At 63.2% G+C, this 24,812-nt stretch carries 25 protein-coding genes and 1 tRNA gene; 7 read left to right on the top strand and 19 right to left on the bottom strand.

Annotated elements, in window-relative coordinates; translation table 11 throughout:
- The 10 genes from Q0877_RS08035 to Q0877_RS08080 all read right to left on the bottom strand — a co-directional run bounded on the left by Q0877_RS08035 (window position 1) and on the right by Q0877_RS08080 (window position 10,254).
- Entirely contained in the window at window positions 1-1,314 is a 1,314-nt protein-coding gene (locus tag Q0877_RS08035) for an ABC transporter substrate-binding protein (RefSeq protein WP_299166874.1), read from the bottom strand.
- Window positions 1,315-1,368: 54 nt separating this feature from the next.
- On the bottom strand, window positions 1,369-2,673 hold the full coding sequence (locus Q0877_RS08040) for an ABC transporter substrate-binding protein (RefSeq protein WP_299166875.1): 1,305 nt from the start codon (window positions 2,671-2,673) through the stop codon (window positions 1,369-1,371).
- Between the two features lie 47 nt (window positions 2,674-2,720).
- The gene (locus Q0877_RS08045; RefSeq protein ID WP_299166876.1) at window positions 2,721-3,659 is read right to left on the bottom strand and encodes a carbohydrate ABC transporter permease; all 939 of its coding nucleotides are present in this window, start codon (window positions 3,657-3,659) and stop codon (window positions 2,721-2,723) included.
- Window positions 3,649-4,593, bottom strand: a complete 945-nt coding sequence (locus tag Q0877_RS08050; RefSeq protein ID WP_299166877.1) for a carbohydrate ABC transporter permease — start codon at window positions 4,591-4,593, stop codon at window positions 3,649-3,651. The genes Q0877_RS08045 and Q0877_RS08050 overlap by 11 nt, the downstream gene beginning before the upstream one ends.
- A gap of 224 nt (window positions 4,594-4,817) precedes the next feature.
- Complete coding sequence (locus Q0877_RS08055; RefSeq protein WP_299166878.1) at window positions 4,818-5,951, bottom strand: dienelactone hydrolase family protein; 1,134 nt, start codon at window positions 5,949-5,951, stop codon at window positions 4,818-4,820.
- Complete coding sequence (locus Q0877_RS08060; RefSeq protein WP_299166879.1) at window positions 5,948-6,571, bottom strand: flavin reductase family protein; 624 nt, start codon at window positions 6,569-6,571, stop codon at window positions 5,948-5,950. The genes Q0877_RS08055 and Q0877_RS08060 overlap by 4 nt, the downstream gene beginning before the upstream one ends.
- A 224-nt stretch (window positions 6,572-6,795) precedes the next feature.
- Window positions 6,796-7,275, bottom strand: a complete 480-nt coding sequence (locus Q0877_RS08065; RefSeq protein WP_299166880.1) for an SRPBCC family protein — start codon at window positions 7,273-7,275, stop codon at window positions 6,796-6,798.
- Window positions 7,272-7,628: a helix-turn-helix transcriptional regulator gene (locus tag Q0877_RS08070; RefSeq protein WP_299166881.1), complete on the bottom strand. Its 357-nt coding sequence runs from the start codon at window positions 7,626-7,628 to the stop codon at window positions 7,272-7,274. Before Q0877_RS08070 ends, Q0877_RS08065 begins: the two co-directional genes overlap by 4 nt.
- Before the next feature lie 159 nt (window positions 7,629-7,787).
- A complete protein-coding gene (locus tag Q0877_RS08075) occupies window positions 7,788-9,356 on the bottom strand; it encodes an HNH endonuclease signature motif containing protein (RefSeq protein WP_299166882.1) in 1,569 nt (522 codons plus the stop codon).
- 61 nt (window positions 9,357-9,417) lie between these two features.
- Window positions 9,418-10,254, bottom strand: coding sequence for an SDR family oxidoreductase (locus tag Q0877_RS08080; RefSeq protein ID WP_299166883.1), 837 nt, complete (start codon window positions 10,252-10,254; stop codon window positions 9,418-9,420).
- Window positions 10,255-10,363: 109 nt separating this feature from the next.
- Here Q0877_RS08080 and Q0877_RS08085 point away from each other — a divergent pair, with 109 nt between their 5' ends.
- The gene (locus tag Q0877_RS08085; protein ID WP_367182152.1) at window positions 10,364-11,185 is read left to right on the top strand and encodes an SGNH/GDSL hydrolase family protein; all 822 of its coding nucleotides are present in this window, start codon (window positions 10,364-10,366) and stop codon (window positions 11,183-11,185) included.
- On the opposite strand, the gene Q0877_RS08090 is transcribed toward Q0877_RS08085, so the two are convergent.
- The 3 genes from Q0877_RS08090 to Q0877_RS08100 form a co-directional block, all read right to left on the bottom strand.
- The gene (locus tag Q0877_RS08090; protein ID WP_299166884.1) at window positions 11,151-11,489 is read right to left on the bottom strand and encodes a DUF3140 domain-containing protein; all 339 of its coding nucleotides are present in this window, start codon (window positions 11,487-11,489) and stop codon (window positions 11,151-11,153) included. The two genes, Q0877_RS08085 and Q0877_RS08090, sit on opposite strands and share 35 nt — an antisense overlap.
- Before the next feature lie 161 nt (window positions 11,490-11,650).
- Entirely contained in the window at window positions 11,651-13,324 is a 1,674-nt protein-coding gene (locus Q0877_RS08095) for an alpha-amylase family protein (RefSeq protein WP_299166885.1), read from the bottom strand.
- A complete protein-coding gene (locus Q0877_RS08100) occupies window positions 13,324-14,280 on the bottom strand; it encodes a TIGR03885 family FMN-dependent LLM class oxidoreductase (RefSeq protein ID WP_299166886.1) in 957 nt (318 codons plus the stop codon). The genes Q0877_RS08095 and Q0877_RS08100 overlap by 1 nt, the downstream gene beginning before the upstream one ends.
- Before the next feature lie 149 nt (window positions 14,281-14,429).
- Between Q0877_RS08100 and Q0877_RS08105 the strand changes: the two genes are divergently transcribed.
- The 4 genes from Q0877_RS08105 (at window position 14,430) to Q0877_RS08120 (ending at window position 18,510) form a co-directional block, all read left to right on the top strand.
- The gene (locus Q0877_RS08105; protein ID WP_299166887.1) at window positions 14,430-15,323 is read left to right on the top strand and encodes an SDR family oxidoreductase; all 894 of its coding nucleotides are present in this window, start codon (window positions 14,430-14,432) and stop codon (window positions 15,321-15,323) included.
- A 182-nt stretch (window positions 15,324-15,505) separates the two neighbouring features.
- Entirely contained in the window at window positions 15,506-16,321 is an 816-nt protein-coding gene (locus tag Q0877_RS08110; protein WP_299166888.1) for a manganese catalase family protein, read from the top strand.
- Window positions 16,322-16,504: 183 nt separating this feature from the next.
- Entirely contained in the window at window positions 16,505-17,533 is a 1,029-nt protein-coding gene (locus Q0877_RS08115) for an iron-containing redox enzyme family protein (RefSeq protein WP_299166889.1), read from the top strand.
- Entirely contained in the window at window positions 17,530-18,510 is a 981-nt protein-coding gene (locus tag Q0877_RS08120) for a glycosyltransferase family 2 protein (RefSeq protein ID WP_299166890.1), read from the top strand. Before Q0877_RS08115 ends, Q0877_RS08120 begins: the two co-directional genes overlap by 4 nt.
- Window positions 18,511-18,595: 85 nt before the next feature.
- Here the strand turns inward: Q0877_RS08120 and Q0877_RS08125 are convergent, their stop codons facing one another.
- Window positions 18,596-19,486, bottom strand: a complete 891-nt coding sequence (locus Q0877_RS08125) for a hypothetical protein (RefSeq protein WP_299166891.1) — start codon at window positions 19,484-19,486, stop codon at window positions 18,596-18,598.
- A 105-nt stretch (window positions 19,487-19,591) separates the two neighbouring features.
- On the opposite strand from Q0877_RS08125, the gene Q0877_RS08130 reads away from it, so the two are divergent.
- Window positions 19,592-20,092: a DUF456 domain-containing protein gene (locus Q0877_RS08130; protein ID WP_299166892.1), complete on the top strand. Its 501-nt coding sequence runs from the start codon at window positions 19,592-19,594 to the stop codon at window positions 20,090-20,092.
- A 17-nt stretch (window positions 20,093-20,109) separates the two neighbouring features.
- Here Q0877_RS08130 and Q0877_RS08135 read toward each other — a convergent pair whose 3' ends face one another.
- The 3 genes from Q0877_RS08135 to Q0877_RS08145 are packed head-to-tail and all read right to left on the bottom strand — an operon-like array spanning window position 20,110 to window position 23,256.
- The gene (locus tag Q0877_RS08135) at window positions 20,110-20,232 is read right to left on the bottom strand and encodes a hypothetical protein (protein WP_299166893.1); all 123 of its coding nucleotides are present in this window, start codon (window positions 20,230-20,232) and stop codon (window positions 20,110-20,112) included.
- Between the two features lie 46 nt (window positions 20,233-20,278).
- Window positions 20,279-21,757, bottom strand: a complete 1,479-nt coding sequence (locus Q0877_RS08140) for a S10 family peptidase (protein WP_299166894.1) — start codon at window positions 21,755-21,757, stop codon at window positions 20,279-20,281.
- A 32-nt stretch (window positions 21,758-21,789) separates the two neighbouring features.
- On the bottom strand, window positions 21,790-23,256 hold the full coding sequence (locus Q0877_RS08145) for a DHA2 family efflux MFS transporter permease subunit (RefSeq protein ID WP_299166895.1): 1,467 nt from the start codon (window positions 23,254-23,256) through the stop codon (window positions 21,790-21,792).
- A gap of 69 nt (window positions 23,257-23,325) precedes the next feature.
- Between Q0877_RS08145 and Q0877_RS08150 the strand changes: the two genes are divergently transcribed.
- Window positions 23,326-23,398 (top strand) — tRNA-Ala (locus tag Q0877_RS08150).
- Window positions 23,399-23,559: 161 nt separating this feature from the next.
- Here the strand turns inward: Q0877_RS08150 and Q0877_RS08155 are convergent.
- Complete coding sequence (locus Q0877_RS08155) at window positions 23,560-24,111, bottom strand: RES family NAD+ phosphorylase (protein ID WP_299166896.1); 552 nt, start codon at window positions 24,109-24,111, stop codon at window positions 23,560-23,562.
- A 77-nt stretch (window positions 24,112-24,188) separates the two neighbouring features.
- Window positions 24,189-24,785: a helix-turn-helix domain-containing protein gene (locus Q0877_RS08160; protein ID WP_299166897.1), complete on the bottom strand. Its 597-nt coding sequence runs from the start codon at window positions 24,783-24,785 to the stop codon at window positions 24,189-24,191.
- Window positions 24,786-24,812: the final 27 nt, after the last annotated feature.

Below are 24,812 nucleotides of genomic sequence, written 5' to 3' on the forward strand. Positions count from 1 at the left end.
TCAGCCTGCGCTGATCATCCCTTCGATTTCTGCGGTCATTTGTTCGGTGGCCTGCTCGGGAGTCAGCTTGTCGAACAGGACCTCGGAAACGTAGCGCTTGACCATGTCCTGGACGCCGCCGGCTCCCACGGGGGAGGGCAGCGGCGGTTCGGCCATGTCGGGACGGATCTCGTCGAGGAAATCCACCACTGTCTGGTCGTTCTCGTCCAGTTCCGGGGCGATTGCCGCAGCCATGTCCGGGTTGGCGGGTACTCCGCGGTCAACGAGCATCTTCTTGGCGGCATCCGGGTTGTTTGCCAGGTAGTTCACGAACTCCGCGGCGGCTTCCTGGTCATCGGACTGGCTTGAGATCGACCAGTACATTGATGCCTTGTAGTACATGCCGTTCTCGTCGGCCGACCCGCTGTCCGACGGTACGCGCAGCATGGTCACGTCACTGCCGCTGGCGGTGCGGAGGGCCGAAAGCTGGTTGGACCAGTACCAGCCCATCGCTGCCCGGTTGGTGGCGAAACCGCCGGCTTCGAAGGAGCCTGACATTTCCTCGGTGTAGCGGGCGGCGCTCGGGCCGCCGCCGTCGCGTACCTCGAGGAGATGCTCAAACCACGCTGTGGCGTTCTCCGGCGAGTAGCCTACGGTGCCCGGTTCGTCGTCGTTATACAGGTTTTCACCGTGCTGGCGGAGCCAGATTCTCAGGTCGACGTCCTGTGCGCCGTAGTCGGTGCCGACAATGTCGCCGCCCAACTTCTCGCTCAGCTCGGCGGAAATGCGGTAGTAGTCGTCCCAGGTCCAGGTGCTGTCATCCGGGAGTTCCATCCCGGCCTGCTCGAAGAGGTCCCTGTTGGCCATGAGCACGTAGGCATTCTGCCCGGTGCTGAGGCCGTACAGGCCCTCCTCGTAGCGGCCAAGGTTCAGGGAGGCGTCGTCGAACTTGGAGGTGTCAAGGCCTTCGAGTGTGCTGAGGTCGGCAAGCGCGCCGCGGCCGGCATATTCCTGGAGATACTTTTCGTCCATGGTGATGACGTCCGGGGCGTCGCGACCGGCGGTGGTGGTTGCGAGCTTGTCCCAGTAGCCGCCGAAGTCGGAGTACTCACCCTCGATGGTGATGCCCTCGTTCTCCGCTTCGAACATGTCGATGATATCCTGGTTCGCCACATGGCGGGGATCAGAGCCCCACCAGGAGAAGCGGAGGTTTCCGTCACCGGCAGCGGCGCTGTCACCGCCGCCGCCGTTCCCGCAGGCCCCCAGTGACACGGTGAGCACTACGGCGGCAGCCGCAGCCGTAAGAGTTCGCGTGGAGCGAGAGAAGTTCTTCATTGAATCTCTTTCTGTCTTATCGGATGGATATCTGTTCGCTTGAATGGTGCGTGGTCAACCTGCGCTGATCATGCCTTCGATTTCAGCGGTCAGCTGCTCGGTTGCTTCCTCGGGGGTGAGGTTGTCGAACAGGACCTCACCGACGTAGCGGACGATGGTCTCCTGGACGGTTCCTGCGCCGATGGGCGAGGGCTTCGGCGAGTCGGAAACCTCGGGCTCGATCTCCTCGAGGAAGGAGACAACCGTCTGCTGGGACTCATCGAGCTTCGGTTCGATGGCCGCAGCCATGTCCGGGTTGGCAGGAACACCGCGGTCCACGAGCATCTTCTCGGCGGCGGCCGGATCGTTGGCCAGGAAGTTCACGAAGTCGGCTGCGGCTGCCTGGTCATCAGACTGGCTGGAGACGGACCAGTACATGGAGGCCTTGTAGTACATGCCGTTGTCCTCGGCATTGCCGGACGGGGACGGTACCCGGAGGATGCGGATGTCGTCTCCGGTGGCGGCGCGCAGGGCGCCGAGCTGGTTGGACCAGTACCATCCCATGGCGGTCTTCTTCGTCGGGAAGTTCTCTGCCTCGAAGGTTCCGGCAGCGGCTTCGGTGAATTGCGCCGCGCTGACTCCGCCGCCGGTGTCACGGACATGGAGCAGATGCTCGAACCAGGAGAGCAGGTTCTCCGGCGAGTAGCCCACGGTGCCCGGCTCATCCTCGCTGTACAGCTTCTCGCCGTTCTGGCGCAGCCAGATGCGCAGGTCACCGTCGAGTGCGCCGTAGTCGGTTCCCGCAACCTCGCCCAGGTTCTCGCTGATCGTGGCCGAGATTTCGTAGTAGTCATCCCAGGTCCAGGTGCTGTCATCCGGGATTTCCACGCCGGCTTCGGCGAAGAGGTCCGCGTTGACCATGACCGAGTAGGCGTTCTGGCCGGTGCTCAGCCCGTACACGCCGTCCTCGTAACGCCCGAGGTCAAGCGCCGCTTCGGGGAACTTGGACAGGTCGAGATTCTCGAGTTCGGTGAGGTCCGTCAGCGCGCCGCGGCCCGCATACTCCATGATGTATTTCTCGTCCATGGTGATGACGTCCGGCGCATCCCGGCCCGCCGTCGTCGTCGCCAGCTTGTCCCAGTAACCGGAGAAGTCGGAGAATTCGCCGGCTACGGTGACGCCCTCGTTGTTCGACTCGTAGATGTCGATGATTTCCTGAGTTGCCTCGTGGCGTGGGTCCGAGCCCCACCAGGAGAAACGGAGGTTGCCGTCGCCGGCAGATTCACTGCCGCCGTTTCCGCAGGCTCCCATCGACAAGCCAAGGACGACGGCGAGGGAGGCTGCGGTAAGGGTGCGGGCAGGACGCGAGAACTTCTTCATTGAATCTCTTTCCAATCTTTTAGCTGTTGTCTGGTGACGTGAGCGGTCTATTTGATGCCTGTGGTGGCGATGCCCTTGACCAGGTACTTCTGGCCGAACAGGAAGACCAGGAAGACGGGCAGGAGGGAAACGATGGACATGGCAAACATCGAGCCCCAGGAGGAGGTGGCGGTGCTGTCCACGAAGGAGCGCAAGGCAACCGGCACCGTGTACATCTCGGGGTCGGTCAGGTAGATCAGCTGGCTGAAGAAGTCGTTCCAGGTCCAGATGAAGGTGAAGATGGTGGTGGTTGCGAGTGCGGGCATCATCAGCGGAAGGATGATTCTGGTGAAGATCCGCACATGGCCGCAGCCGTCAATGCGCGCGGCTTCATCCAGTTCCTTCGGCAAACCGCGGATGAACTGCACCATGAGGAACACGAAGAACGCGTCCGTGGCGAGCAGCTTGGGGAGCACCAGCGGAATGAAGGTGTTCACCCAGCCCAGCTCGGAGAAGATGATGTACTGCGGCACGATGATCACGTGGATCGGCAGCATGATCGTCATGAGCATGATCGCGAACAGCAGATTACGACGGCGGAACTTCAGCCGGGCAAACGCGTAGGCCGCCATGGAGCAGGACACGAGGTTTCCGATGATCGAGCCGATCACCACGATCATCGAGTTGATCATGTAGTGCCCGAACGGTGACTGGAGTGCGTTCCAGCCTTCCGTGTAGTTGCTGACCTCGAAGCTGGTGAGCCAGAGGCCGGCCTCGCGGAAAATTACGTCATTCGGCCGCAGCGAACTCACCAGCATCCACAGCAGCGGGTAGAGCATGATGATGCCGAAGGCGATGAGCACGAGGTGCTTGAGCAGCCGGCGCCCGGCGCTTCCGCCCAACTCCTCGCTGTTCCGGTTCTTTCGGCGGGTCGGCGGCGCGGCAGGGGTCTGCTTCAACCCCGCGGCGGGGGCTGTGCTGGTCTGGGGCGCGATATTAGTCGTCATAGAACACCCACCATTTCGAGGCGATGAAGTTGATGAAGGTGAAGGCCGCGATGATGAGCAGCAGCAGCCAGGCCATGGCCGAGGCGTAGCCCATATTGAAGTTGCCGAAGCCTTGCTGGTAGAGGTACAGCGTGAAGAACATGGTCGAGTCCGCGGGTCCGCCGGTGCCGCCAGAGACGACGAACGCCTGGGTGAAGGACTGGAACGCTCCGATGATCTGCAACACCAGGTTGAAGAAGATGATCGGGGTGAGCAGCGGGGCCGTGATGGTGGTGAACTGCCGCACCTTCGAGGCGCCGTCCATGGCCGCTGCCTCGTAGTACATGGTGGGAATCTGGCGGAGACCGGCCAGGAAGATCACCATCGGTGCGCCGAACGTCCAGACATTGAGCACCATCAGCGTGCCCAGCGCCGTGGACGGGTCAGCGATCCAGCCCATGCCCTCGATGCCCACCAGCGCCAGGAGCTGGTTGATGAGCCCGGAGGTGCCGAAGATCTGCCGCCACAGCACCGCGATGGCAACGGAGCCACCGAGCAGGGAGGGCAGGTAGTAGATGGAGCGGTAAAAGCTGAGGCCGCGCATCCCGCGGTCCAGGATCAGTGCAAGCGCCAGTGCCGCAATGAGCTGGAGAGGGACCGAGACAAAGACGTAGAGGAAGGTGACACCGAGTGAGTTCTGGAGACGGGTGTCCTCGAACATCCGGGAATAGTTCTCCAGGCCGGTCCATTCGGGCGGCTGGAGCAGGTTGTAATCCGTGAAGGAAAGGTAGAGCGACGCCGCCATGGGGCCAATGGTGATGAGCACCAGACCCACCAGCCAGGGAGCGAGGAACAGGTAGGAGACCCGCTCCTCCTTCTTCTCCGCAGCGGTGAGCTTCCGCTTCTTTCCTCGCGGCTCTTTCTTCAGCCGCGACACTTCAGTCAAAGCTGACATCGCCGGTCCTTTCCGCGGAGTGGCGGGGGCGTTCCGGCGCCGCCGCGTGCGCGTCGTTCGGAAGCTTCATGGGGAACCTTCTGTCGGGTTGTAGGGCATCTGTCTCGGGTGCGAGAAAACGCTTTCTCGGGATTCCACTTGACCCTAGTGTGTGATGCGCCACACGTCAAGGAAAACGTTTTCTGGCGGGAAACTCGGGCGTCATATCACCCCGACGTGTCGGGTTAGTGCTGCAGCGAAACCGCCAGATAGCTAATAAACTCGCGCAGCATTTCCGGGGTAACCACATGGCCGGCGTCGTACCAGGATCCGGTGTAGCGACCCGGTTCAGAAGTGGTCAGCGCCGCGAGCAACGCGTCGGCGTCGTGCATGCCGTCGCTGGTGAACAGCGGATCGTGACGGCCGTACTGCACGAGGTAGCGGCACGCGGTGTTGATCGCCGCAAGCTCCGGCCAGTCGAACGTCCCCGCAAGCCCCGGAGTGGCGAGCAGCCACGAGTGGGTATCGGCGTGGGAGGGAAAGAGGCCCTCGAAGGTGGTCATCATGCAGCAGACGACGGCGGCACGCACCTCCGGTGCCAGCGCGGACAGTACCAGCGCCCTGCCTCCTCCACCGGAGAAACCGCCGACGCCGACCCTTCCGTTCTCGACGCCGGGCAGGTTACGCAGGACTTCCAGCGCCGCCAGATCCTCGAGAGCCACCATTCCGGCGTAACTCGTGCCGAGGAGGCCTGCGATCTTGGCAAGAGTGTGTTCGTGAAGGGCCGCAGCGGCGTTGTACTCCATGGCGGGTGTTGGTTGCGCACCTTCTTCCCGCCACAGCGCTCGCCGTGCTGCCAGTCCCTCGGCTACGCGGGCGGGCGGCGGGTCCAGGACGAATCTCCTGCTGCCCCAGGTGAAGGAATCGTGTACCAGGACTGCGAAACCGGCGCGCGCCAGGTCGTTGGCGACGGCGTGGCCCGAGTAGAGGTTCTGCTGGACGGCTGTTACCTCGGCGCTGGTTTCGCCGTTGTTTTCGTCACCGGCATCGATCAGCCGTTCAGCTCCGAGCCACTTGTTGCCGCCGTGGCAGTGGAGCCAAAGCACGCCGGGGAGCTCATGCTGGGCCCTCACGGGCTTCAGCAGGTAACCCTTGGTGGGCGGGCCGTACGGCAGCTCCCACCCAAGCTCCTGCAGTTCGACGCCGTCGATCACGCTTGTGCGGTGCACAGTGACGGGCGGTGTAGGGACGGGCCCGGGTACGCCGAGGGCCTGAGCCAGTTCCGCGCTCGCAGCATTGTGCCCCGGATGCTTGCCGAGGCGCCGGACGGCATCGGGCCAGTCCTCGAAGCCGGCGATCGGGTTGGGCAGAGACGTCATGCGCTATCCGCCGAGAAGGATCCGGGCCAGTCCTGCAGGCGAATCCGGTCGATCTGTCGAACGTCGCCCAGCGTCCCCCACTCGTTCCGGCCCAGTCGCGACAGCGGCTTGAGGAGGTCCGCCCGGGGGTGGTCGCCGTCGAGCACGTGTTCAGAGATAGCGGCGTGCACCACCTCGCCCAGGACCAGTGTGCAGTTGCCGACAGGAACGAGACTGCGCAGGCGGCATTCCAAGGCGATGGGCGATTCATGGACGCGTGGAGTGTTGATAAAAGTGCTCGGCTCGCGCTGCAGGCCGGCGGCGTCGAACTCGCTGACCTCGGGTCCGAAGGCGGTGGCCGTAGCGTTGATGCGCTCGAAGAGATTTTCAGGAGTGAAGTTCACGGTGAACTCGCGGGTCGCCCGGATGTTGCGGAGGCTGTCCTTTTCGCCCACGGAGGTGAACTGGATGATCGGCGGGTCAGTCGACGCAACCGTGAAGAACGAGTGCGGGGCGAGGTTATCCACGCCGTCTCCTGACGTGGAGGCCACCCAGGCGATGGGGCGAGGCACCACCGTGGCGGTCAACAGTTTGTAGAACGCGGCGGCCGGATGTTGGTCGCGATAAAAGTCCCTGCGCATGTATCGAGCGTAAGGTGCGCCGGCGTCACACCGCGAAGCATCCCACCGGATCGGGGCTTCCGCTGGCAGGCGGGCTCAACTGGGAAAGCCCGCTCCATCGGGAAGGGGTTGTTCACTGGGAAGGCGGGTTCCACTGGGAAGGTCGGGATCCAAGGAACGTCGGACCTTCCCAGCGGAACCTGTCTTTGAAAGAGAGGTGCGGTTGCCGTCGGCTTTGTGCCGACCTACTGCCGCGAAGCGAGTAGCTCGTCGAGGCGCTCGTACCCCTCGGACATCCCATCTTCCATGCCGGATTGAGCCATGCCGTCACGTGCTTCCTGGGTGGGATACACCGAGTGGCCGATCAGCTTGCAACGCCCACCGCCCAGGTCCTCGAAGGTCAGGGACTCAATGCTGACAACGTCGGGATAGCCGAGAAACTCGAAGGTCTGGATGGCGAACTCGTTGTCCCGCACGGTGTGAAAGACGCCGCTGAAGTCGTAGCGCTCACCGTCCGGTCCGATATGGGTGTAGCGGTAGCTGCCGCCGGTGCGGAAATCATAGTGGTCGATTTCGGCCTTCATTCCACGCGGGCCGAGCCAATTCGCGATCATCGCGGGGTCTCTGTGCGCCTCGAAGACGGCCTCAACCGGGAAGTCGAACTCCCGCTCGACGTCGATGTACGGTACGCCTTCCGGCACGGAAAGCTTGAGTGGGTTGCTCATGATTGATCCTTGGGTGCGCGGCCACTGCTGGCCTTGAATTCGAGTAAATCATCGAGTGCGCGGAACTGGCTTTCACGGACGAGCCTGTACTGGTCAATCCACGCGGTGAGCGCCTCCAGCCGTGCAGGGTTCAAGTGCACTGGGCGGCGCTGTGCATCACGTGAGCGGGTCACCAGTTCAGCCTGTTCAAGAACCTGAATGTGCCTGGAGACTGCCTGCTTGGTGATGTTGAACGGTGCAGCCAATTCGTTGACCGTTGCCGGGCCACGGCTGAGTTGAGCGATGATGCTGCGGCGCGCGGGGTCTGCCAGGGCCATGAAGGCCCGGTCAAGCCCTTCGGCATCCGCACTCATTGTCAATCAGACCCTTTATCAACGAATTGGTTGATAACAACTCTAGGCTCGGTGTTTCGGGGAGTCAAGGATTTGCTTCTACACATTCAGAGGGCGACGAAGGGCGCGGTGCCGGTACTCAAGTCAGTCGGGCCCCTGCAACTCCACCTTGGGAAGTTCCTAGAATGGTGGTGGGGGTTCGGGCAGGGTTGTGTAGGTTTGCTCGCCGGGTGAGGTGACGTTGGGTGTGCCCTCGTCGTCGTGTCCGACTGGCCAGATGCCTTCGGTTTTGAGCATGTGGTGGAGTTTGCATCTGGGTTTGAGGTTATCCAGTGCGGTTTTCCCGCCGTGTGCCCAGGGTGTGACGTGGTCGATTTCGCAGGACCAGGATGATCGGTTGCAGCCGGGATGGATGCAGGTGGGGTTGGTGATCCGGACCCAGTCCTGCAGGTGTTTGGGTGGCCGGTATTTGTTCCTGCCGACACTGAGTACTGCACCGGTTTCGGGGTGGACCAGGATTCGGGTGAAACTCGGGGCGTGTGCGGCGAGGTTCCGGGCGGTTTCAGGGTCGATCGGACCGTACCCTTCCAACAACCCGTTCTCGCAACCCGCCAAATTCGGTGCGTTACTGTCTGGGTTAGGCGCCATCCCAGCGGGTTCCGCCATGCCGGCGTCCTCGCGCTGCTGTTGCCAGTCTTTTCGTTGGTGTCCGAGGAGGGTCATGACGGGGACGGTGATGAACACGGAAGCGCCGACCCCGCGGTACCCGGTGCCCCGCTTGGGGTTGCCGGTGCAGGTGTGGGTGAGGACATCAGCGAACACATCGGCACGGAGTTGGGACAGGGTGCGTCCCTCGTCCGGGCCCTGAAGCGAACGTGCCGCTGCGTCGACCCGGTTGAAGATCCCGTGCGCCTGCTCCGCGGGCAGGTACGCGCTGAGCCAGGCCATGCCGTCCTGCTCGGGCTGAACCTCAACATGGCGGTCTTTCACCGCCCGGGCTTTGCGGTCGATGATCGACTCCGGGTGCAATTCCTCCCGCAACCGGCGGCAGCGGCGGGTGAGCTTCGGGCGGGTCAGGTCACCGGCGGTTTCCAGGACCGTCTCTTCAAACCCGGCGACAGCCTCTGCCGGGATGGATACGGACTCGTCCACGATCACTGAGGCCTGGGTCGGGCTGATCCTGCCCGCATCGAGTGCTTCCCACGTTTCGGGTAGTTCCCCGGTGAGCCGCAGCGCTTCATCGAGCATCCGCTGCGCGGTCCGTCCAGGTACACGCAGTACTGGGGCGATTTCCTGTGCCGCCAACATGAGGGACAGCTGCGGGTCGGACCCACGATGCCCAGGATTGGCTTGGGCGTCGCCGTTCCACTCGTGGATGCGGTGGAAGACCTCGGCGATCAGCAGGGCCTGCCTGGAGGCAACCCAGGACGCCAGACGGTCAGCAGCACGGAGTAGCTCGAGGGTGTCAGGAAGGATCCGATACGACTCCGTGGACGGCACATCCTGCAAACGCCTCGCAAGGTCCGCAGCCGTGACGGCTGCCCACGCAGCACGGGCGCGCTCAGCGGCTTCGGGATCATCAAACTCGTCATCCCACTCCAGGCAGAACAGCTCGGTCAGCGGCCGCTCCATCACCGGCAGATCCGCCCCAGCATAAGCGGCAGCAAGGACCCGCTCATACTCATCCGCAGCACTCAACCCACCAGCAACCCCACCAATCTGCACAGTCTCCGCGGCCCCGATTCCCATACAAAACACTCAACCACCCGCGTCTGACATTTTCGGATCGAGGACATATTCGGGGAGGGTTTCAGCGCCTGAGCAGTGCTTCGAGATTCAGCGGAGCTGTTCCAGTCAGGTCCTGCACCGCCGTCGTCGTGCGTTCCAACTGACCGGAGGCGATCGCCGTGTAGGTGCTCACCCAGGCGTCCAGCTGCCAGGCCGGCACGCCGTAATGGGCGCGTGAGGCATAGGCCTCCTCCACGGTCTCTTCCTCGTACCGTGTTTCGCGACCGGTCACACGCGTGATGACCGCAGCGGCCTCACCGAGAGAGAGGGCTTCGGGGCCGGTAAGATCATAAGTGCGTCCCACGTGCGCGTGCGGATCTTGAAGCACGACGACGGCGGCGCGTGCCACATCGGCCCGCGCCACTGCTGCCACACGGCCGTTGCCTGCCGGTCCGCGCAGCACGCCTTCGTCACCTGCGAAGAGCGGCAGAACATCCAGGTAGAAGTTGTCACGAAGGAGCGTGTAGCTCATCCCGGAGTTGCGGATGTGCTCCTCCGTTGCCCAGTGATCCCGCCCCAACGTGAAGGTCGCGTCCGGCGCAGCGGCAAGGAAGGAGGTGTAGATGACGTGCTGCACGCCGGCTTCCGCTGCTGCGTCTAGAAAGGTGCGGTGCTGGTCCACGCGGTTCTCGGCTTCAGCGCCGGACACCATAAAGAGGATTTCACTCCCGCGCAGGGCGTCAACGGCCCGCGCCCGGTTCGAGTAGTCGGCGGAAGCGATGCTCGCTCCCGGAAGAATGGGCGCCCGTGCGGGATCACGCACGACGAGTTGCTGTTCGTGTCCTGCGTGGGACAGGAGGCGGGCTACTTCGCCGCCAACGTGTCCGGTTGAGCCGGTAACCGCGATTCGGGGAGTCATGCTGGGTTGAGCGCGCGGGTCGGCTCCAATATTCCAAGTTCACCGCAACTTCCCCCCGCCGACATGTGGAGGACGAGCCGGCGTCGTCCGTCATCCCTACCGTGGAGCAGTGTCCAGGCTGTTTGTCGCGATTGGCGATTCCTTCACAGAGGGAGTGGGGGACTGGGACTCCCGCTATCCCAATGGTGTGCGTGGTTGGGCCGACCGCGTGGCGAAACAGCTGAGTAAACAGGACCCCCGCTGGCGCTACGCCAACCTCGCGATCCGCAGCAAGCGGCTCCAACAGATCATTGACGAGCAGCTCCAGCCCGCGCTCGACCTTCGCCCTACCGTGGTCAGCGTCTACGCCGGCGGCAACGACATCCTCGAACTGCGCACCAGCATCACACCGCTGATGGAAAGCTACGAGGACATGGTGTCCCGCATCGCAGCCGCCGGCGCCCGACCGCTTCTCTTCACCGGATTCGACGTCCGGCTGCATCCGGTCCTTGAACCGATGCGCCGCCGGAACTGGACCTACAACGACCACGTTCGGCGGATCGCGGACACCTATGGTGCATTGCTAGTGGATTACTGGTGCTTCGATGAGTACCACGACCAGCGACTCTGGGACATTGACCGACTTCACATGTCTCCGGCAGGGCACAAGAACATGGCTGCCCACGTGCTGCGGGTATTGGGCATCGACCACACGCTCTCCGCCAAACCCCTGCGGCCCGCGCAACAGCTCACCGTGGCGGAACTCCTGCGCAAGGAGTCAGCATGGTGGGGCGAGTGGGTCATCCCGATGTTCGGACGGCGCCTGCGCAATGTCACGCTTGGCGACCACCTTGAACCCCGCTGGCCGGAGCCCATCCGGCCAGCGGACGGGCTCAAGCGCCTGGCCGCCGAGCGGTTCAACGCTTCAGCGGGTCATGCCCCCAGTTCATGAGGGAAAAGCGCCACTTCGAATGCTCGACGTCGGAAGATGGCTTCTGCGCGAGATGTCGGTGAACATAGCCAACAACTTTGCGCATGTGCTCGACGTCGGAGTCGGTCAGATCGGCCTTCTTCGTCGACAGGAGTTCGATAATGCGACGCCCGGACGCATGGCCTACAGACTCGCCGCCGTTGTCCTTTTGCCCGACCTCCTGCGACTCGTCCGTGTCCAGCCACTTCTTCAGCTCGGATGCCGTCATGTTGACGGCCTCCTTCCAGTCATCCCAGACTTCGTCAACGCCGGTGCTGTCTGCCATGCCTTCTCCTACCCTCGTACACTTGATTCACTATGGGTTTAATCAACAAGTACCGCACTCCGATCGTCTGGCTCGTCGTCATCGCCATGGTGGCCTCTATCGGAGCCGGCTTCTTCGTCACTATTTTCTAGGCGCTTTCTGCTCAATTGCAGGAGCATCAATCACCAGAGCCGGCCTGCGTCGGGCATCTGGATCCGCAACCAGCGGTAACCGTAAGCGGGCAGTTCGACCTTCATCTCGTCACCGGCCTGGATGTCCGTCATGGTGTTCTGCAGCAGGTCCGTCAGGATCCCGCCGCCGTCGGGCACATCGTTTTCCTTCAGCGTGACGGAAACTGTGGTTGGTTCATCCGCGAAATTGTGAAACAGGAACAGCGAATGGTCTTCCCAGTCACAGCGGTGCGCCAGAACAGCAGGATTCGGCGTATCGATCAGGGAGAAGGTACCCCACCCAAGTTCGGGGCACTCACGGTAACGGCGGATCAGCGTTCCCATGAAGCTCAGCAGAGACGACGGGTCACGGCGCCCATCAACCACGTTCACGTTCGTCGGACCGAATTCACCCTCCACCAAGGGCGCCACGAGCTTGTCCGGCGGCGCGGCTGAGAAGCCGGCGCTGTCCTCGTGCGTCCACTGCATGGGCGTGCGGACAGCCAGCCGGCCCTCCGCCGCGAGGTGCTCGCCCATGCCGATCTCCTCGCCGTAGAAGAGAACCGGCGTGCCCGGTAGCGAGAACAGCAGCGAATACACCATGCGGATGCGCTGCTGGTCTCCGCCCAGCATGGGAGGAAGCCGCCGCTTGAGGCCCCGGCCGTAGACCTGCATGTTCCTCTCGGGACCGAAGGCGTCGAACACCTCCTGACGCTCGGAGTCCAGCAGTTTGTCCAGGGTCAGCTCGTCATGGTTCCGGACGAAAGTAGCCCACTGGCTATCCGGATCGATCGAAGGCCTGTCAGTAAGTGTGCGGGACAACGGGCGCGCATCGCCGCGCGCCAGGGAGAGGTACATCTGCTGCATCGTCACGAAATCGAACTGCATGGTGAGTTCGTCCGCCGCATCGCCGAAGAACTCGACCTGCTGCTCGTACGGCAGGTTGACTTCTCCCAGCAGCACAGCATCTCCAGCTCGTCGTGAGAGGAACCGGCGCAGATTCTTCAGGTAGTCATGCGGGTCTCCTGCCGGGCTGTCGAGACCGCGTGTCTCCAGGAAGAAGGGCACCGCGTCAACGCGGAACCCGGATAGCCCGAGTTCGAGCCAGAAGCCGACGGCCTTGGCGATCTCGTCACGAACCATCGGGTGAGCGACGTTCAGGTCCGGCTGATGTGAGTAGAAGCGGTGCAGGTACCACTCGCCGGTGCCCTCGTCCTTGCTCCAGATGGAGTTTTCCTTGTCGGGGAACACCACTTCACTGGAGGTATCCGGAGGCGGGTCTGACCGCCAGACGTAGAAGTCGCGGTACGGATTGTCCTTCGAGGACCGCGCCTCCTTGAACCAGGGGTGCTGGTCCGACGTGTGGTTGACCACCAGGTCAGCGATGACACGCATCCCGCGGTCTTTCGCGGTCCGGATCAACTCAACGAAATCACCCAGCGTGCCAAGCCGCTCGTCCACACCGTAGAAGTCGACGATGTCGTACCCGTCGTCCCGCTGCGGGGAAGGATAGAAAGGCATGAGCCAGATGCAGGTGACTCCAAGCTCCGCCAGGTAGTCCATCCGCTGGGCTGCGCCCGCGAAGTCACCTACCCCGTCGCCGTCGGAATCACAGAACGTCTCGATGTCCAGGCAGTAGACCACTGCGTTTTTCCACCAGAGATCTGAGGTATCGGTGATGCGCATCAGCGGACCTCGGGCAGAACGTGCTCGGCGAACGCCTCGATGAACGGCTTCTGTTCGATCCCCACATAGTGCAGGTAGAGCTCATCGAATCCGAGATCCGCGAACTCCCGCAAGCGTTGGGCATGAACCGCAAGATCGGCTGAGATCTGCACGGTGCTACGAAGCTTCTCCTCGGTGAGATCTTTGGTGCTCTCCTCGAAGTCGGAGGGGCGTGCGAGGTCCCACGTCGTTGGTGGAGTCAGGCAATTCGCGCCCCACTGGGATCGCGCAACTTCAACAGCCTCCTCCTCCGTCGGAGCCCAGGAGAGGTGTACCTGCAGAATCAGCTTGCCCTGCCCGCCGTTGTCCCGGTACGCGTTGATCATTTCTGTCAGCTTCTCGTGCGGCTGGTTCACGGTCACCAGCCCGTCAGCCCAGCGGGCGCTCCGCGCAGCGGTTTCCACGCTCACCGCAGGAGCGATCAGCGGCGGCTTGACGTCCGGCACGTCCCACAGGCGGGCCTGCTCTGCGGTGACCAGACCGCGGTGGGTGACCTCCTCGCCGTCGTGCATTCGCCGGATGATGTCAACGCATTCTTCGAGGCGCTCCTGCCGGTCAGCCTTCGAAGGCCAGGGATCGCCCGTGATGTGCTCGTTGAGATTTTCTCCACTGCCGACGGCGGCCCAGAACCGGCCCGGAAACATGGACGCCAGGGTGCCGCTTGCCTGAGCGATGATGGCAGGGTGGTAGCGCTGGCCGGGAGCGGTCACGACGCCGTAGCGCAGGCTGGTGGTCGCAAGCGCAGCTCCCAGCCAGGACCAGGCGAAGCCGGAGTGGCCCTGCGTGGAAGACCACGGCTCGAAGTGGTCCGAGCACATTGCGGCGTCGAAACCAGCCTGTTCCGCCAGTTGGACATCGGCGAGGAGTTGTCCCGGCGCGATCTGTTCGTGGGAAGCGTGAAATCCGATGACGGGCATGCGCGGACCTTTCCGTGGGCGGCTCTTGAACGGCTGAGCCGGTCCGTCCTAGTGTGATCAGCAGGCTTAGCAATATGTGATGAGCCTAGCTGTACTGCAGACGGCCCCTCAAGGGTGCTACCAAACTTCCCACGTACCAGGAGGATCGCATGAGTGATCAGTACACCTTTCAGAATCCGGTGACACGGTTCCCGGAGATTTCGCCGCCGAAGCAGGACCAGTCAGAGCCGGGACTGGATCGCGATCTTGAGCCGCAAAGCGACAGGGGTGAAGAGTCGTACCGCGGCACAGGCCGCCTGGAGGGCAGGAAGGCCCTCATTACGGGTGCAGATTCCGGCATCGGCGCAGCGGTGGCAATTGCCTTCGCGCGGGAAGGCGCCGACGTCGCGCTCTCCTACCTTCCGGAGGAGGAGGCGGACGCCGATGAAATTGTCCGTTTGATCGAGGAGTGCGGTCGCACGGCGGTCAAGCTGCCCGGAGACATCAAGGACGGCGGGTTCTGCAAGGAGCTCGTGACGAAGGCGGTGGAGGGTCTGGGCGGCCTCGACATCCTCGTCAACAATGCGGGCAAGCAGATCGCGGTGGAGCGGCTTGAGGACCTGGACGATGAACAGCTTGACCACACGTTCAAGACGAACATCTACTCGTTCTTCCGTATCACCAGGGAAGCTCTCAAGCACTTGCCGGCCGGAGCGAGCATCATCAACACCACCTCAATCCAGGCGTACAACCCGTCGCCGACCCTCCTCGACTACGCGAGCACCAAGGCGGCGATCAACAACTTCACCAAGGGACTTGCGCAGCAGCTGGCACCGCGCGGTATCCGGGTGAACGCCGTCGCGCCCGGTCCGTTCTGGACGCCGCTGCAGGTGTCCGATGGGCAGCCGAAGGACGCGCTGCCGGAATTCGGTAAGTCCACGCCGCTGGGACGGGCCGGTCAGCCAACCGAACTGGCGCCCGCTTACGTGTTCCTTGCTTCGCCTGAATCGAGCTACGTGATAGGCGAAACCCTGAACGTCAACGGCGGAAGCCCGACGCCGTGATCTGCGGGTAACGGGGGTGATTGTTCACGGGCAATTACGCATCGGGAAAGCGCCCGGGTGATTCCCGGGCGGGGCCGCCTCAGTCGGGGAAACGGGGCGGTCCCGCTCGGGGGGCTCTGACATTGTCAGTGCCGGCAGGAGGAGCCCGGTGGTCTCGTCCGTCTCAGTCCTGCCCTCTGATCATGGAGGGCGGACCTTGGAGAATTCTTGTTGAATACTCCTGCACGGGATACTCCCAGTACAGCTTCCAGGCGTGGAACACCCACAGTCCCGGCAAGTACCGGGACCTGCTCTTCGGAATCGGCTCTGAAGAGTTTGGTCACGTCGAAATGCTCGCAACCATGATCGCCCAGTTGCTGGAGAAGGCGCCTCTCGGCATCACCGACGACGCCGTCCAGTCGGATCCGGCGATTGCCGCCGTCGTTGGTGGTACCGATATGCAGCAGGCGATCGTTGCGGGCGCCGGTGCCCGCCCGGTGGACAGTATGGGCAACCCCTGGCAGGGCAGTTACATCACCGCTAGCGGCAATTTGCTGGCGGACTTCACCGCCAATGCCAACGCCGAGATGCAGGGCAGGCTGCAGGTTGCCCGGCTCTATCACATGACGGATGACCACGGTGTGCGGGACATGCTCTCCTTCCTCCTTGCGCGTGACACGATGCACCAGAACCAGTGGTTGGCCGCGGCTCGCGAGCTTCAGGAAGAAGGGTCGGAGAACCTTCCCGTGCCGAGCAACTTCCCGCTCAAGAAGGAGGAGCGAAGCGTCGCGTACCAGTACCAGAACTTCTCGGACGGTAAGGCGGCATCCGAGGGTTCCTGGGCATCAGGGCCCACCCCCGACGGGCTTGGCGAGTTCTCGTACCACGAGGGTCCCACTACGTCGGCGCCCATGCCGCCGCCCACCCACCCCGATTCGCGGTTCTACGGAACAACGGAGCTGCCGAACAAGATGGAAAAGATGGCCGGCAGCGTGCAGGACAAGCTGCACAAGGAGTAGCCTCCACACCGAGTTGGAACAGGGAGACAGCCTGCCGCATTCGCCGCGGCGGGCTGTCGCCGCGTTCAACTCCCGGTTCACCTCCGCGAGACACCCGAAGGACGCCCGAGAAGAACAGTAGGCTTAGCACCATGTGGTTGATGGGCACGACGACGTCGGGCCACCGGGTAGGAGAGGGTTGCCATGAAGAGTCCTGACGCACGTGGAATTGGAAGCAAGGCGTTGCTGGAGTTGCTTCTGCAGGCGCCGAATGCCGAGGGTATCGACGCTCTGCACAGCGCAGTACGGAGCGGCCTCGACGATTCGCCCGGGATACTGGCGGATGACGATCTGCAACTGACGCTCCTATGCCTCTACGAACTCCACTACGGCGGCATCGATGGCGCTCACCCCGAGTGGGAGTGGGAGCCGGGACTGATCGCTATCCGCAGGGACATCGAGCGGAACTTCGAAGGGGCCCTGCGCGCCGTCGTCGAGCTTCCCTCACTGGAACCGCGAGACAGCGACGGCGTGGCAGCGGTTCTCTTCGAGCTCGCCGCAGCTGATACCGGTCCGAGCGTTTCACGGTTCGTTGCGAAGAGAGCCACTCTGGAGCAGGCCCAGGAATTCCTCATTCACAAGTCCATCTATCAGCTGAAGGAAGCCGACCCGCACACCTGGGCCATCCCGCGCCTGAGCGGACGGGCCAAGGCGGCGATGGTCGAGATCCAGGCTGACGAGTACGGCGGAGGTCGCCCCGACCGCATGCACTCCGCGCTGTTTGCACGCACCATGCGCGGCCTGGGTCTCGATGACAGCTACGGGCACTACGTTGACGCTGTCCCCGCCCTCACTCTCGCGTCGATCAACATGATGTCCATGTTCGGGCTGAACCGCAGGCTGCGCGGCGCCATCGTGGGCCACCTTGCTGCCTATGAGATGACGTCTTCCCAGCCCAACCGCCTGTACGGGAACGGGTTCCGGCGGCTCGGCTTCGATGAGGAGGTCACCTGGTACTTCGACGAGCATGTCGAGGCCGACGCCGTCCACGAGCAGATCGCCGGACGTGACCTGGCGGGCGGTCTGGTGGAAGCCGAGCCGGAGCTGCTGGAGGACGTCTACTTCGGAGCGGCAGCGGCGCTGACGCTGGACGGCATGCTCGGAGAGCACATCATCGCTGCGTGGGAGAAAGGTGAGTCGTCGCTGCGCGCAACTGTACCTACGCCGGCATGACCCGACCGGCGGCAACCTACATCCTGCCCCTGCGGTGGACCGAGGATGTCGGAATCGCGTCACTGGCGGAGTACCTCGCTGAGGTGGCGCAGTGGGCCGAGGTATTGGTCATCGACGGGTCACCGGACCAGCTGTTCGCAAGCCACGCAGCAGCATTGCCGCCCGCGGTGCGTCACCTGAAACCACGGTTCACCTGCCGCAACGGCAAGGTGTCGGGAGTCCTCACCGGCCTCGCCGAGGCCTCCTGCGAGCGGATCATCATCGCCGACGACGACGTCCGTTACGAGGCGGAAGCATTCCGGCGCGTGGTCAGCCTGCTGGACGGGGCCGACGTCGTCCGCCCTCAGAACTACTTCCTGTCCCTGCCCTGGCATGCTAGTTGGGACACAGGCAGGACCCTGCTGAACCGGGCGCTCCGGTCGGACTTCCCCGGCACTCTCGGCGTACGCCGCTCCATTCTGGAGGCGACGGGCGGCTACGACGGCGATGTGTTGTTCGAGAACCTCGAGCTTCTGCGCACGGTGGCTGCGGCGGGTGGGACGGAGGTGCGGGCGGATGACCTGTTCGTCGGCCGTCTTCCGCCCAGCGTTGCCCACTTCCGCCGCCAGCGGATCCGGCAGGCCTACGATGACTTCGCCCAACCGCCGCGGCTGCTGCTGGAGCTGTCGCTGCTTCCCGCTCTGATCCTGCTCGCGGGCCGCTATGGTGCGCTTGCCTTTCCGGGGGCTGCCGCCGTCGTCGTCGGTCTGGCAGAAGCAGGACGACGACGGCGGGGCGGCAGGCTGGTCTTTCCCGCTACCTCCGCGCTCTGGGCGCCGGTGTGGGTGACTGAGCGGATGCTGACCGTCTGGGTGGCGCTTGCCTACCGGATGACCGGTGGAGTCCCTTACTACGGCTCAAAGTTGGCGAAGGCAGGTAACCCGGTACGGGTGCTGAAGCGCAGGCATGGCGAAGGAAGTGCGCACAAACAGCCATAGTTGCCGACTGGATTGCCGTGCACATACGACGAGTGGGAGCAGCCATGCGGCCGCTCCCACTCGTCATGCGCAATAGCGGATTGCTCTACCGGTTGTTGTCGATAGCGTCGTAGTCCGTGCGGTCGATCTTGCGGTGGTAGCGCATGCCGGCCAGTCCGCCCAGAATTGCGCCAATCAGTGCGGCCAGCAGGGCGACGACCACGGCGATGATGCCGGCGGTAGTCAACGTGCCTTCGTTCAGCGGCAGGCGGGGGAAGCTGTTCAGGTTAGCCAGCACGTCGAACTGCGATCCGAAGATAAGGCCAAGGATGGCCACGAGGATCGCGATGATGATTGCCCAGAGCCACACGGCAACACCTTGCTTGGCTCCGTTGAAGCGCGCCATCCGTCCTGCAACATATCCGCCGCAGTAGTAGGCGAGCAGCAGGATCACGAGCAGGATGATCGCGCTTGTAATCCCCACCGTCTGTGGATCCTGCGATGCCTGGTTGGTGGCTTCGTTCAGGTCGGTGTTCGTCGAGAGGCCGAATGCTGCGCCGGCCGCGGCGACCAGTGCAGTGAGCAGGACTGCCATTCCGGTAGCTGTTAGCCAACCGAAGAAGGCGGCGCCGAACTTCATGCCGCCGAAGGTCTCCTTCTCACGCTGGTGGAGGGCATCCCGCTCGGCTCCGACCGGAACCGGCGCTACATCACGATCGCGGTCACGATCATGGTCACGATTGTCGTCAGGGTCGAGGTCGCGACCGCGCCGGCCGTGGTCATTGGAGTCGCTGGTGTGCGATACGGGAACCGCAGCAGTTCTCTGCGAGCGGTCGTCAGCGCCGTCGTTGTTGCGGTCGACATTGAGCGCGCGGGTCTCGGTGTCAGAGGGGCCTGCGTCGTTTCTTCGGAAGTTTCCGTCATCCGGTGTCGCGGAGCCGTCTGCATGCTTCGGACGGTAGTCCCGATCGTTGTTCCCTGTTTCTGGTGTACTCATGGTGCCTCCTGATTTCAGGGCCCTAAGGCGACTTAATAAGCAACCTTAGTATTCCGGTGTTGTGGGGACAAGAGCGCCACACCGTGCGGTGGCATGCTTGGAGGCATGGACTGGGAAATTATCGTGACCGTCATCTGCGGGTTGGCCATCGCCGTCGGAGTGGCGGGGGTGGTCATTCCGATCCTGCCGGGCAGCATTCTCATTATCGTTTCGCTGCTGGTGTGGGCGTTCACGGTGACGAGCGGGCCGGGTTGGACGGCGCTCGCGGTGGGTGGGGTGTGCGCATTGGCCGGGCTTCTCGCCGGCACCATCCTCACAGGGCGAAAGCTGCGTCAGCGTAAGATTCCCGGACGGTCCATCACTGTCGGCCTGGTGCTCGGCGTCGTGGGTATGTTCGTGATTCCGGTGGTGGGGCTGATCGTTGGGTTCGTCGCCGGCCTGCTGCTCAGCGAGGCTGCCCGCTTACGCGACGTCAGGGCAGCGGTGTCTTCCAGTGTTGAGGCGCTGAAGGCTCTGGGGCTGGGGATTGTGGTGGAACTGGTGCTGGCCTGTGCGGCGGGCAGCGCATGGGTTATTGCTGTGTGGGCTCACTTCGCCATGCGCTGACCCGCCTCAAGCTTTGCTTACCGCCTGTAGCCGCGGTTCTTTCCACGGTTGTACTTGGCATTGGTGCGGCCCTGCTGACGCTTTCCCAGCAGTTTGGACGCAATGACCGGTGCAAGCATCCAGAGGATCTTCTTCAACATAAGGTTCCGCCTTTCGTGGACTGAATCTCCATGGTAAGCACACTGATCAATTCTGTGTTGGTTCGAAGGTGACGAATTCCCCCAGGGCCGCCAGCTGCGCGAGCCGGCATTCCGGTTTGAGGTACATCATGTGGCCAGCCTCGTGATAGTGGTGGAAAATCCGTTCCCGTGCCTGCTCAGTGAGGGTCATGTGGGCGAACACGTACTCGGCCGCGAAGTGCGGAGTGGCGCCGTCCTGATACCCGTAATCCACGTGGACACGAAGCGCAGGATTGTGCACCATCAGCCGCTCGAGTACATCGCTGACGTCAACGGGTGCCCCTTCAAAGGTCCGGTAACTCCAGGGCTGAACCCGCGCGGTGAGGATCTCGTAGGGGAGGTCATTCTCATACCCGAGTTCGGCTCGTACGTAATGGTTGATTGCAGCCGCGAACGGCCCAGTGATTGCGCGCATGCTCGGATCGTCAGTCGAGGTGGACGATTGCAGGTTTGCAGGGGGAGCAGTGAACCGTCCGTCGATCCTGCCCACCACGAGCCCCTCGGCCCGCAGAAGTTCGGCGGCGAATTCGTGGTATGCCCAGCGCAAGTTGGTGCGGCGGATGAAACCCTCATCAAGGGTGGTGAGGGCGCTCAGGCGGCTGACGACGTCGTCGTACTCCGTGGCTGTGAGTCGGGCGCCCTGAGAGAGGGCATAACCGAAGTCCCGTGCGGCGAAGTTTTCTGCTTCCCGCACCACGTCGGCCAGTTCCCTGCCCGGATGCCGGCCGTGATAGTGGGCGATGGCCGCGTAGGTGGGCAGATGGAGCGCATACGGAGTGTCGCTGCCCGGGAAGAAGCGAAGCGTAGACATGTTCAGCACCGTCGAGATGAGGCCGAGGCCATTGACGGCCATCCCATAGGCGTCGAACAGCCGGCCCGCGACGGCGACCGCCCGAAGGGTTCCATAGGACTCGCCGACGAGGTACTTGGGGGAGAGCCACCGGTTGTTGCGCGTGGTCCAGAGGCGGATCACCTCGGCAACAAGATCGCGGTCCTCAACGAAAGCGTGGAACTCGTCGGTTTTCTCGCCCTCGATCACCCGGGAGAAACCGGTGCTTACCGGATCAATCAGGACGAGGTCGCTGTGTTCGAGCAGGGTTTCGGGGTTGTCCACGAGCCCGAAAGGCGGGGGAGTCAAGGCGCCGACGTCGCCCGAGTCCACCAATCGTGGACCGAGCAGGCCAAGGTGCAGCCAGACGGACGAGGAGCCAGGTCCGCCGTTGAACGCGAAGGTTACCGGCCGGTCCGAGGTGCTGTTGTCCTGGGTATACGCAACGACGAAGATCTCAGCCTTCGGCTTGAACCCTTCGGATTTGCCGTCTTTGGTTTCTTCGCGGCGCAGAACGAGTCGGCCGGTGGTTGTGGTGTAGGCCAGGCCGGAGGGCATGGTGTGCTGCCGGGAGACGAAGTCGTCGCTGACTTCCTTGACTGCGGCGGGCTCGGTCTTCTCGGTGGTGGTGTCTTCAGTTGCAAATTCTTCAGCCATACGTTGAGCCTAGCGGTGGTTACGCGAGGCAACTACCCCCGCTTCGAGGATTGCATGGCCGGCTCAACGTCCGCACTCCACGACTGGTGCTGCTCGGGCGGGGCGAAGAAGAGCGCGGCAATCAGACCGATCACCACGACGGTGGCGGGCAGCAGCAGGGACTGGCCCATCGCAGCCGCGTACCCGGCGGCTTGCTCTGGTGCGTTCACCGCATCATTGGCAACGAGCCGTGCCTGCATGATTGCTGCGATGCCCGCGCTGCCGATCACGGCTCCTACCTGCCGCGTGGTGTTGTAGACCCCCGAGCCGGCACCAGCGAGCGATGGCGCAAGGTTGCGGGTGGCGGTCAGCGAGACCGGAGCCCAGATCCCCGCGCTGGCCAGACCGATGAGCGCGAGCGGAAGTAGTAACAGCCAGAATGGAGTGTCCGGTGTGAGCAGCGACGCCAACCAATAGAGCGCCACAGCCATCCCGGCGAATCCGAAAATTGCCATGTACTTCGGGTTGCCGCGCTGCACGAGCTTCCCGACGAACGGAGCGAGCGCTCCGGAGATGATGGCCATGGGTGTAAGCAGCATGGCGGCCTCGGTGGGCGAGAGGTTTCGGACATTTTGCGCGTACAGCATGAGCGGCAGGCTGATGGTCGTGATGGTGAACCCCATGGCCGAGATTGCCGTGTTGGCCAAAGAGAAGTTGCGATCCCGAAAGAGCTTCAGCGGTACGAGCGGTTCCTTGCGGTTGAAGCGCTGCCAGACGAGGAAAGCGGTGAAAAGCACAGCCCCCGTGATGATGAGCGACCACACGGAGATTGGGCCGGCGATGGACCCCCAGTTGTAGCTCTCGCCTTCCTGAAGGCCGAAGACCAGGCAGAACATTCCGGCTGCGCTGAGGACCACGCCGAGCAGGTCGAAGGAGTGGTTGGTGGTGGTCAGGTTCGGAACCAGCCGGTAGGCGAGCACCAGCCCGACGACGCCGACCGGTACATTGACGAAGAAGATCCACTCCCAGCCGAGCGAGTCGACAAGAACCCCGCCGAGGATGGGGCCGACGAGCGTTGCGATACCCGCAACGGAACCCCAGAGTCCCATAGCCGACCCGCGCCGGTCCGGCGGAAAGATGCGGGTGATGACGGACATGGTTTGCGGTGTCATCAGGGCTGCGCCGAGTCCCTGGAGAACACGGGCAAGAATAAGTAGCTCAATGGTGCCGGCGAGCCCGCACAGGGCGCTGGACACGGTGAAGACAGCGAGGCCGGCGAGGTAGACCCGGCGCGGGCCGAACCGGTCACCCAGCCTTCCGGTGATCAGGAGCGGCACGGCGTAGGCAAGGAGATACGCGCTGGTAACCCAGATGGCGGCGTCGATGTCCGCTTGCAACCCGGCCATGATGGCAGGCGTGGCTACAGACACGATGGTGGAGTCAACGAGGATCATGAAAAACCCGATGACGAGCGACCATAGCGCGGGCCAGGCCCGGATCTCCGGAGCGGAAGATTGCATTGTCTGAGGGTACAACCGGCCGCTGACATTTGGTTCTACGCCCGGTTGCTGCGGTATCTTGGTTGCTGCGGGGCTTTAGCTCAGTTGGTAGAGCGTTTCGTTCGCAATGAAAAGGTCAGGGGTTCGATTCCCCTAAGCTCCACTCTCCCCGCATAACGGCGCGTTTCTTCAACTTCGGCGGCTCGGTAGCCAGCTTCGCATGCCGGGAGCCGTTCGTGTTGCTGGAGTCGGCTAATAGGTTGAACGCCCGTCAGCGCGAACTCGTCCTGCACGGTCCGGGTGCTCTTGGCTGAGGACTAATCCCTAGACTACGAGGTTGCTTGTGAAGCCGATGCTTCTTGCAGCGTTGGCGACATCTGCCGCGATGGCAGGAGAATTTAATGGAACCGAGAACTCCGGACTCGAAGGCATCGCCCGGTTGTTCCACAAAGCGATGACTCGTCGTCCACCGACCATCGCGGAGGGAGCCAGCACGCCGTCGAGATCGGGCCATGCTGCATGGATGGCCCGCGCCCACGCGCCGGTCCGGCGCTTCTCCTGCAGTGCGACCTGCGCGGAGGCGCCAGCGCGGGTCAGCCAGGGGCCGGTAAGATCAGCCAAACTAACATCGGCGGCGGTCCGGATGGCCGTGACATACGGCGCATGGCGGTCGACATCGACGAAGCGGGTGAGCTGGAAGACCTCACCGAGGCAGGTGTCCACGCTCTCACCCAGGTAGGCAGCGCCCAGAGGTGCGTAATCTCCAGCTGGCTCGGGATGCGGGTCCCAGCGCGAGCTTGGTACAGGCCCCCAGGTGCGAAGGCCGTTCCACGGTGTGGGGTGGGGTGAACTCGTGAAGTGGATTCGCCACAGCACCGTTCCTTGACCGAGCGTGTGAGTCTCACAGCCGATGCGGTGGAGATCGTCTACGCCCGGCGGGTACTGACTCGGCATCAGTGTCCGGCCGCCAGGTCCTCCGCCAGATCAACCACGTGATCCACCAACCCACCCCCGAGGAGCCATTCCCGGGGCGACACTGCTGCTCCGTTCAGCACCAGATCTGGCTGCGGTGTGGTGAAGAAACCGGCCACAGATTGCGGGTGCATATCTTCTGGGAGGACTGTCAGTACCCGACCGATGGAAGGCAGTGCTGCTTGGCCGGTGAACTGCCAGAGCGGGAATCGTAGCTTGCCGCCGATGGTGACGGCATGCAGCTTGTTCTCACGGCGGTAATGCCGAACCGTGGATGCGTCGACTTTGAGGCGCTTTGCGACTTCCTCGGCTGTCAGCGCATCAGCCTCGAGCTGCACCTGCGCAACGACATTCTCAACCGAGGGCAGAGCGGACGTGCCCGAATTTGCGATGCCGGAATGCTGCTCCCAGAAGCTCTTATCCTGAGACGACAAACCGACGGTTGCCGTTGGGCGCTCCATGCGCCGCAGGGCGACCACCAGGTCCCCCTCGCTGAAGGAGGGTCGACGGGACTCCATCCACTGCGCGACCGTCGTAGGTTCGGCCGAACGACGCTTCGATTTCGAGCTGGTCTGCATGACTGCCTCCTACTTCCCACAGTCTAC

This window comes from uncultured Arthrobacter sp. (assembly GCF_947495145.1).
Taxonomy (GTDB): Bacteria; Actinomycetota; Actinomycetes; order Actinomycetales; family Micrococcaceae; genus Arthrobacter_D.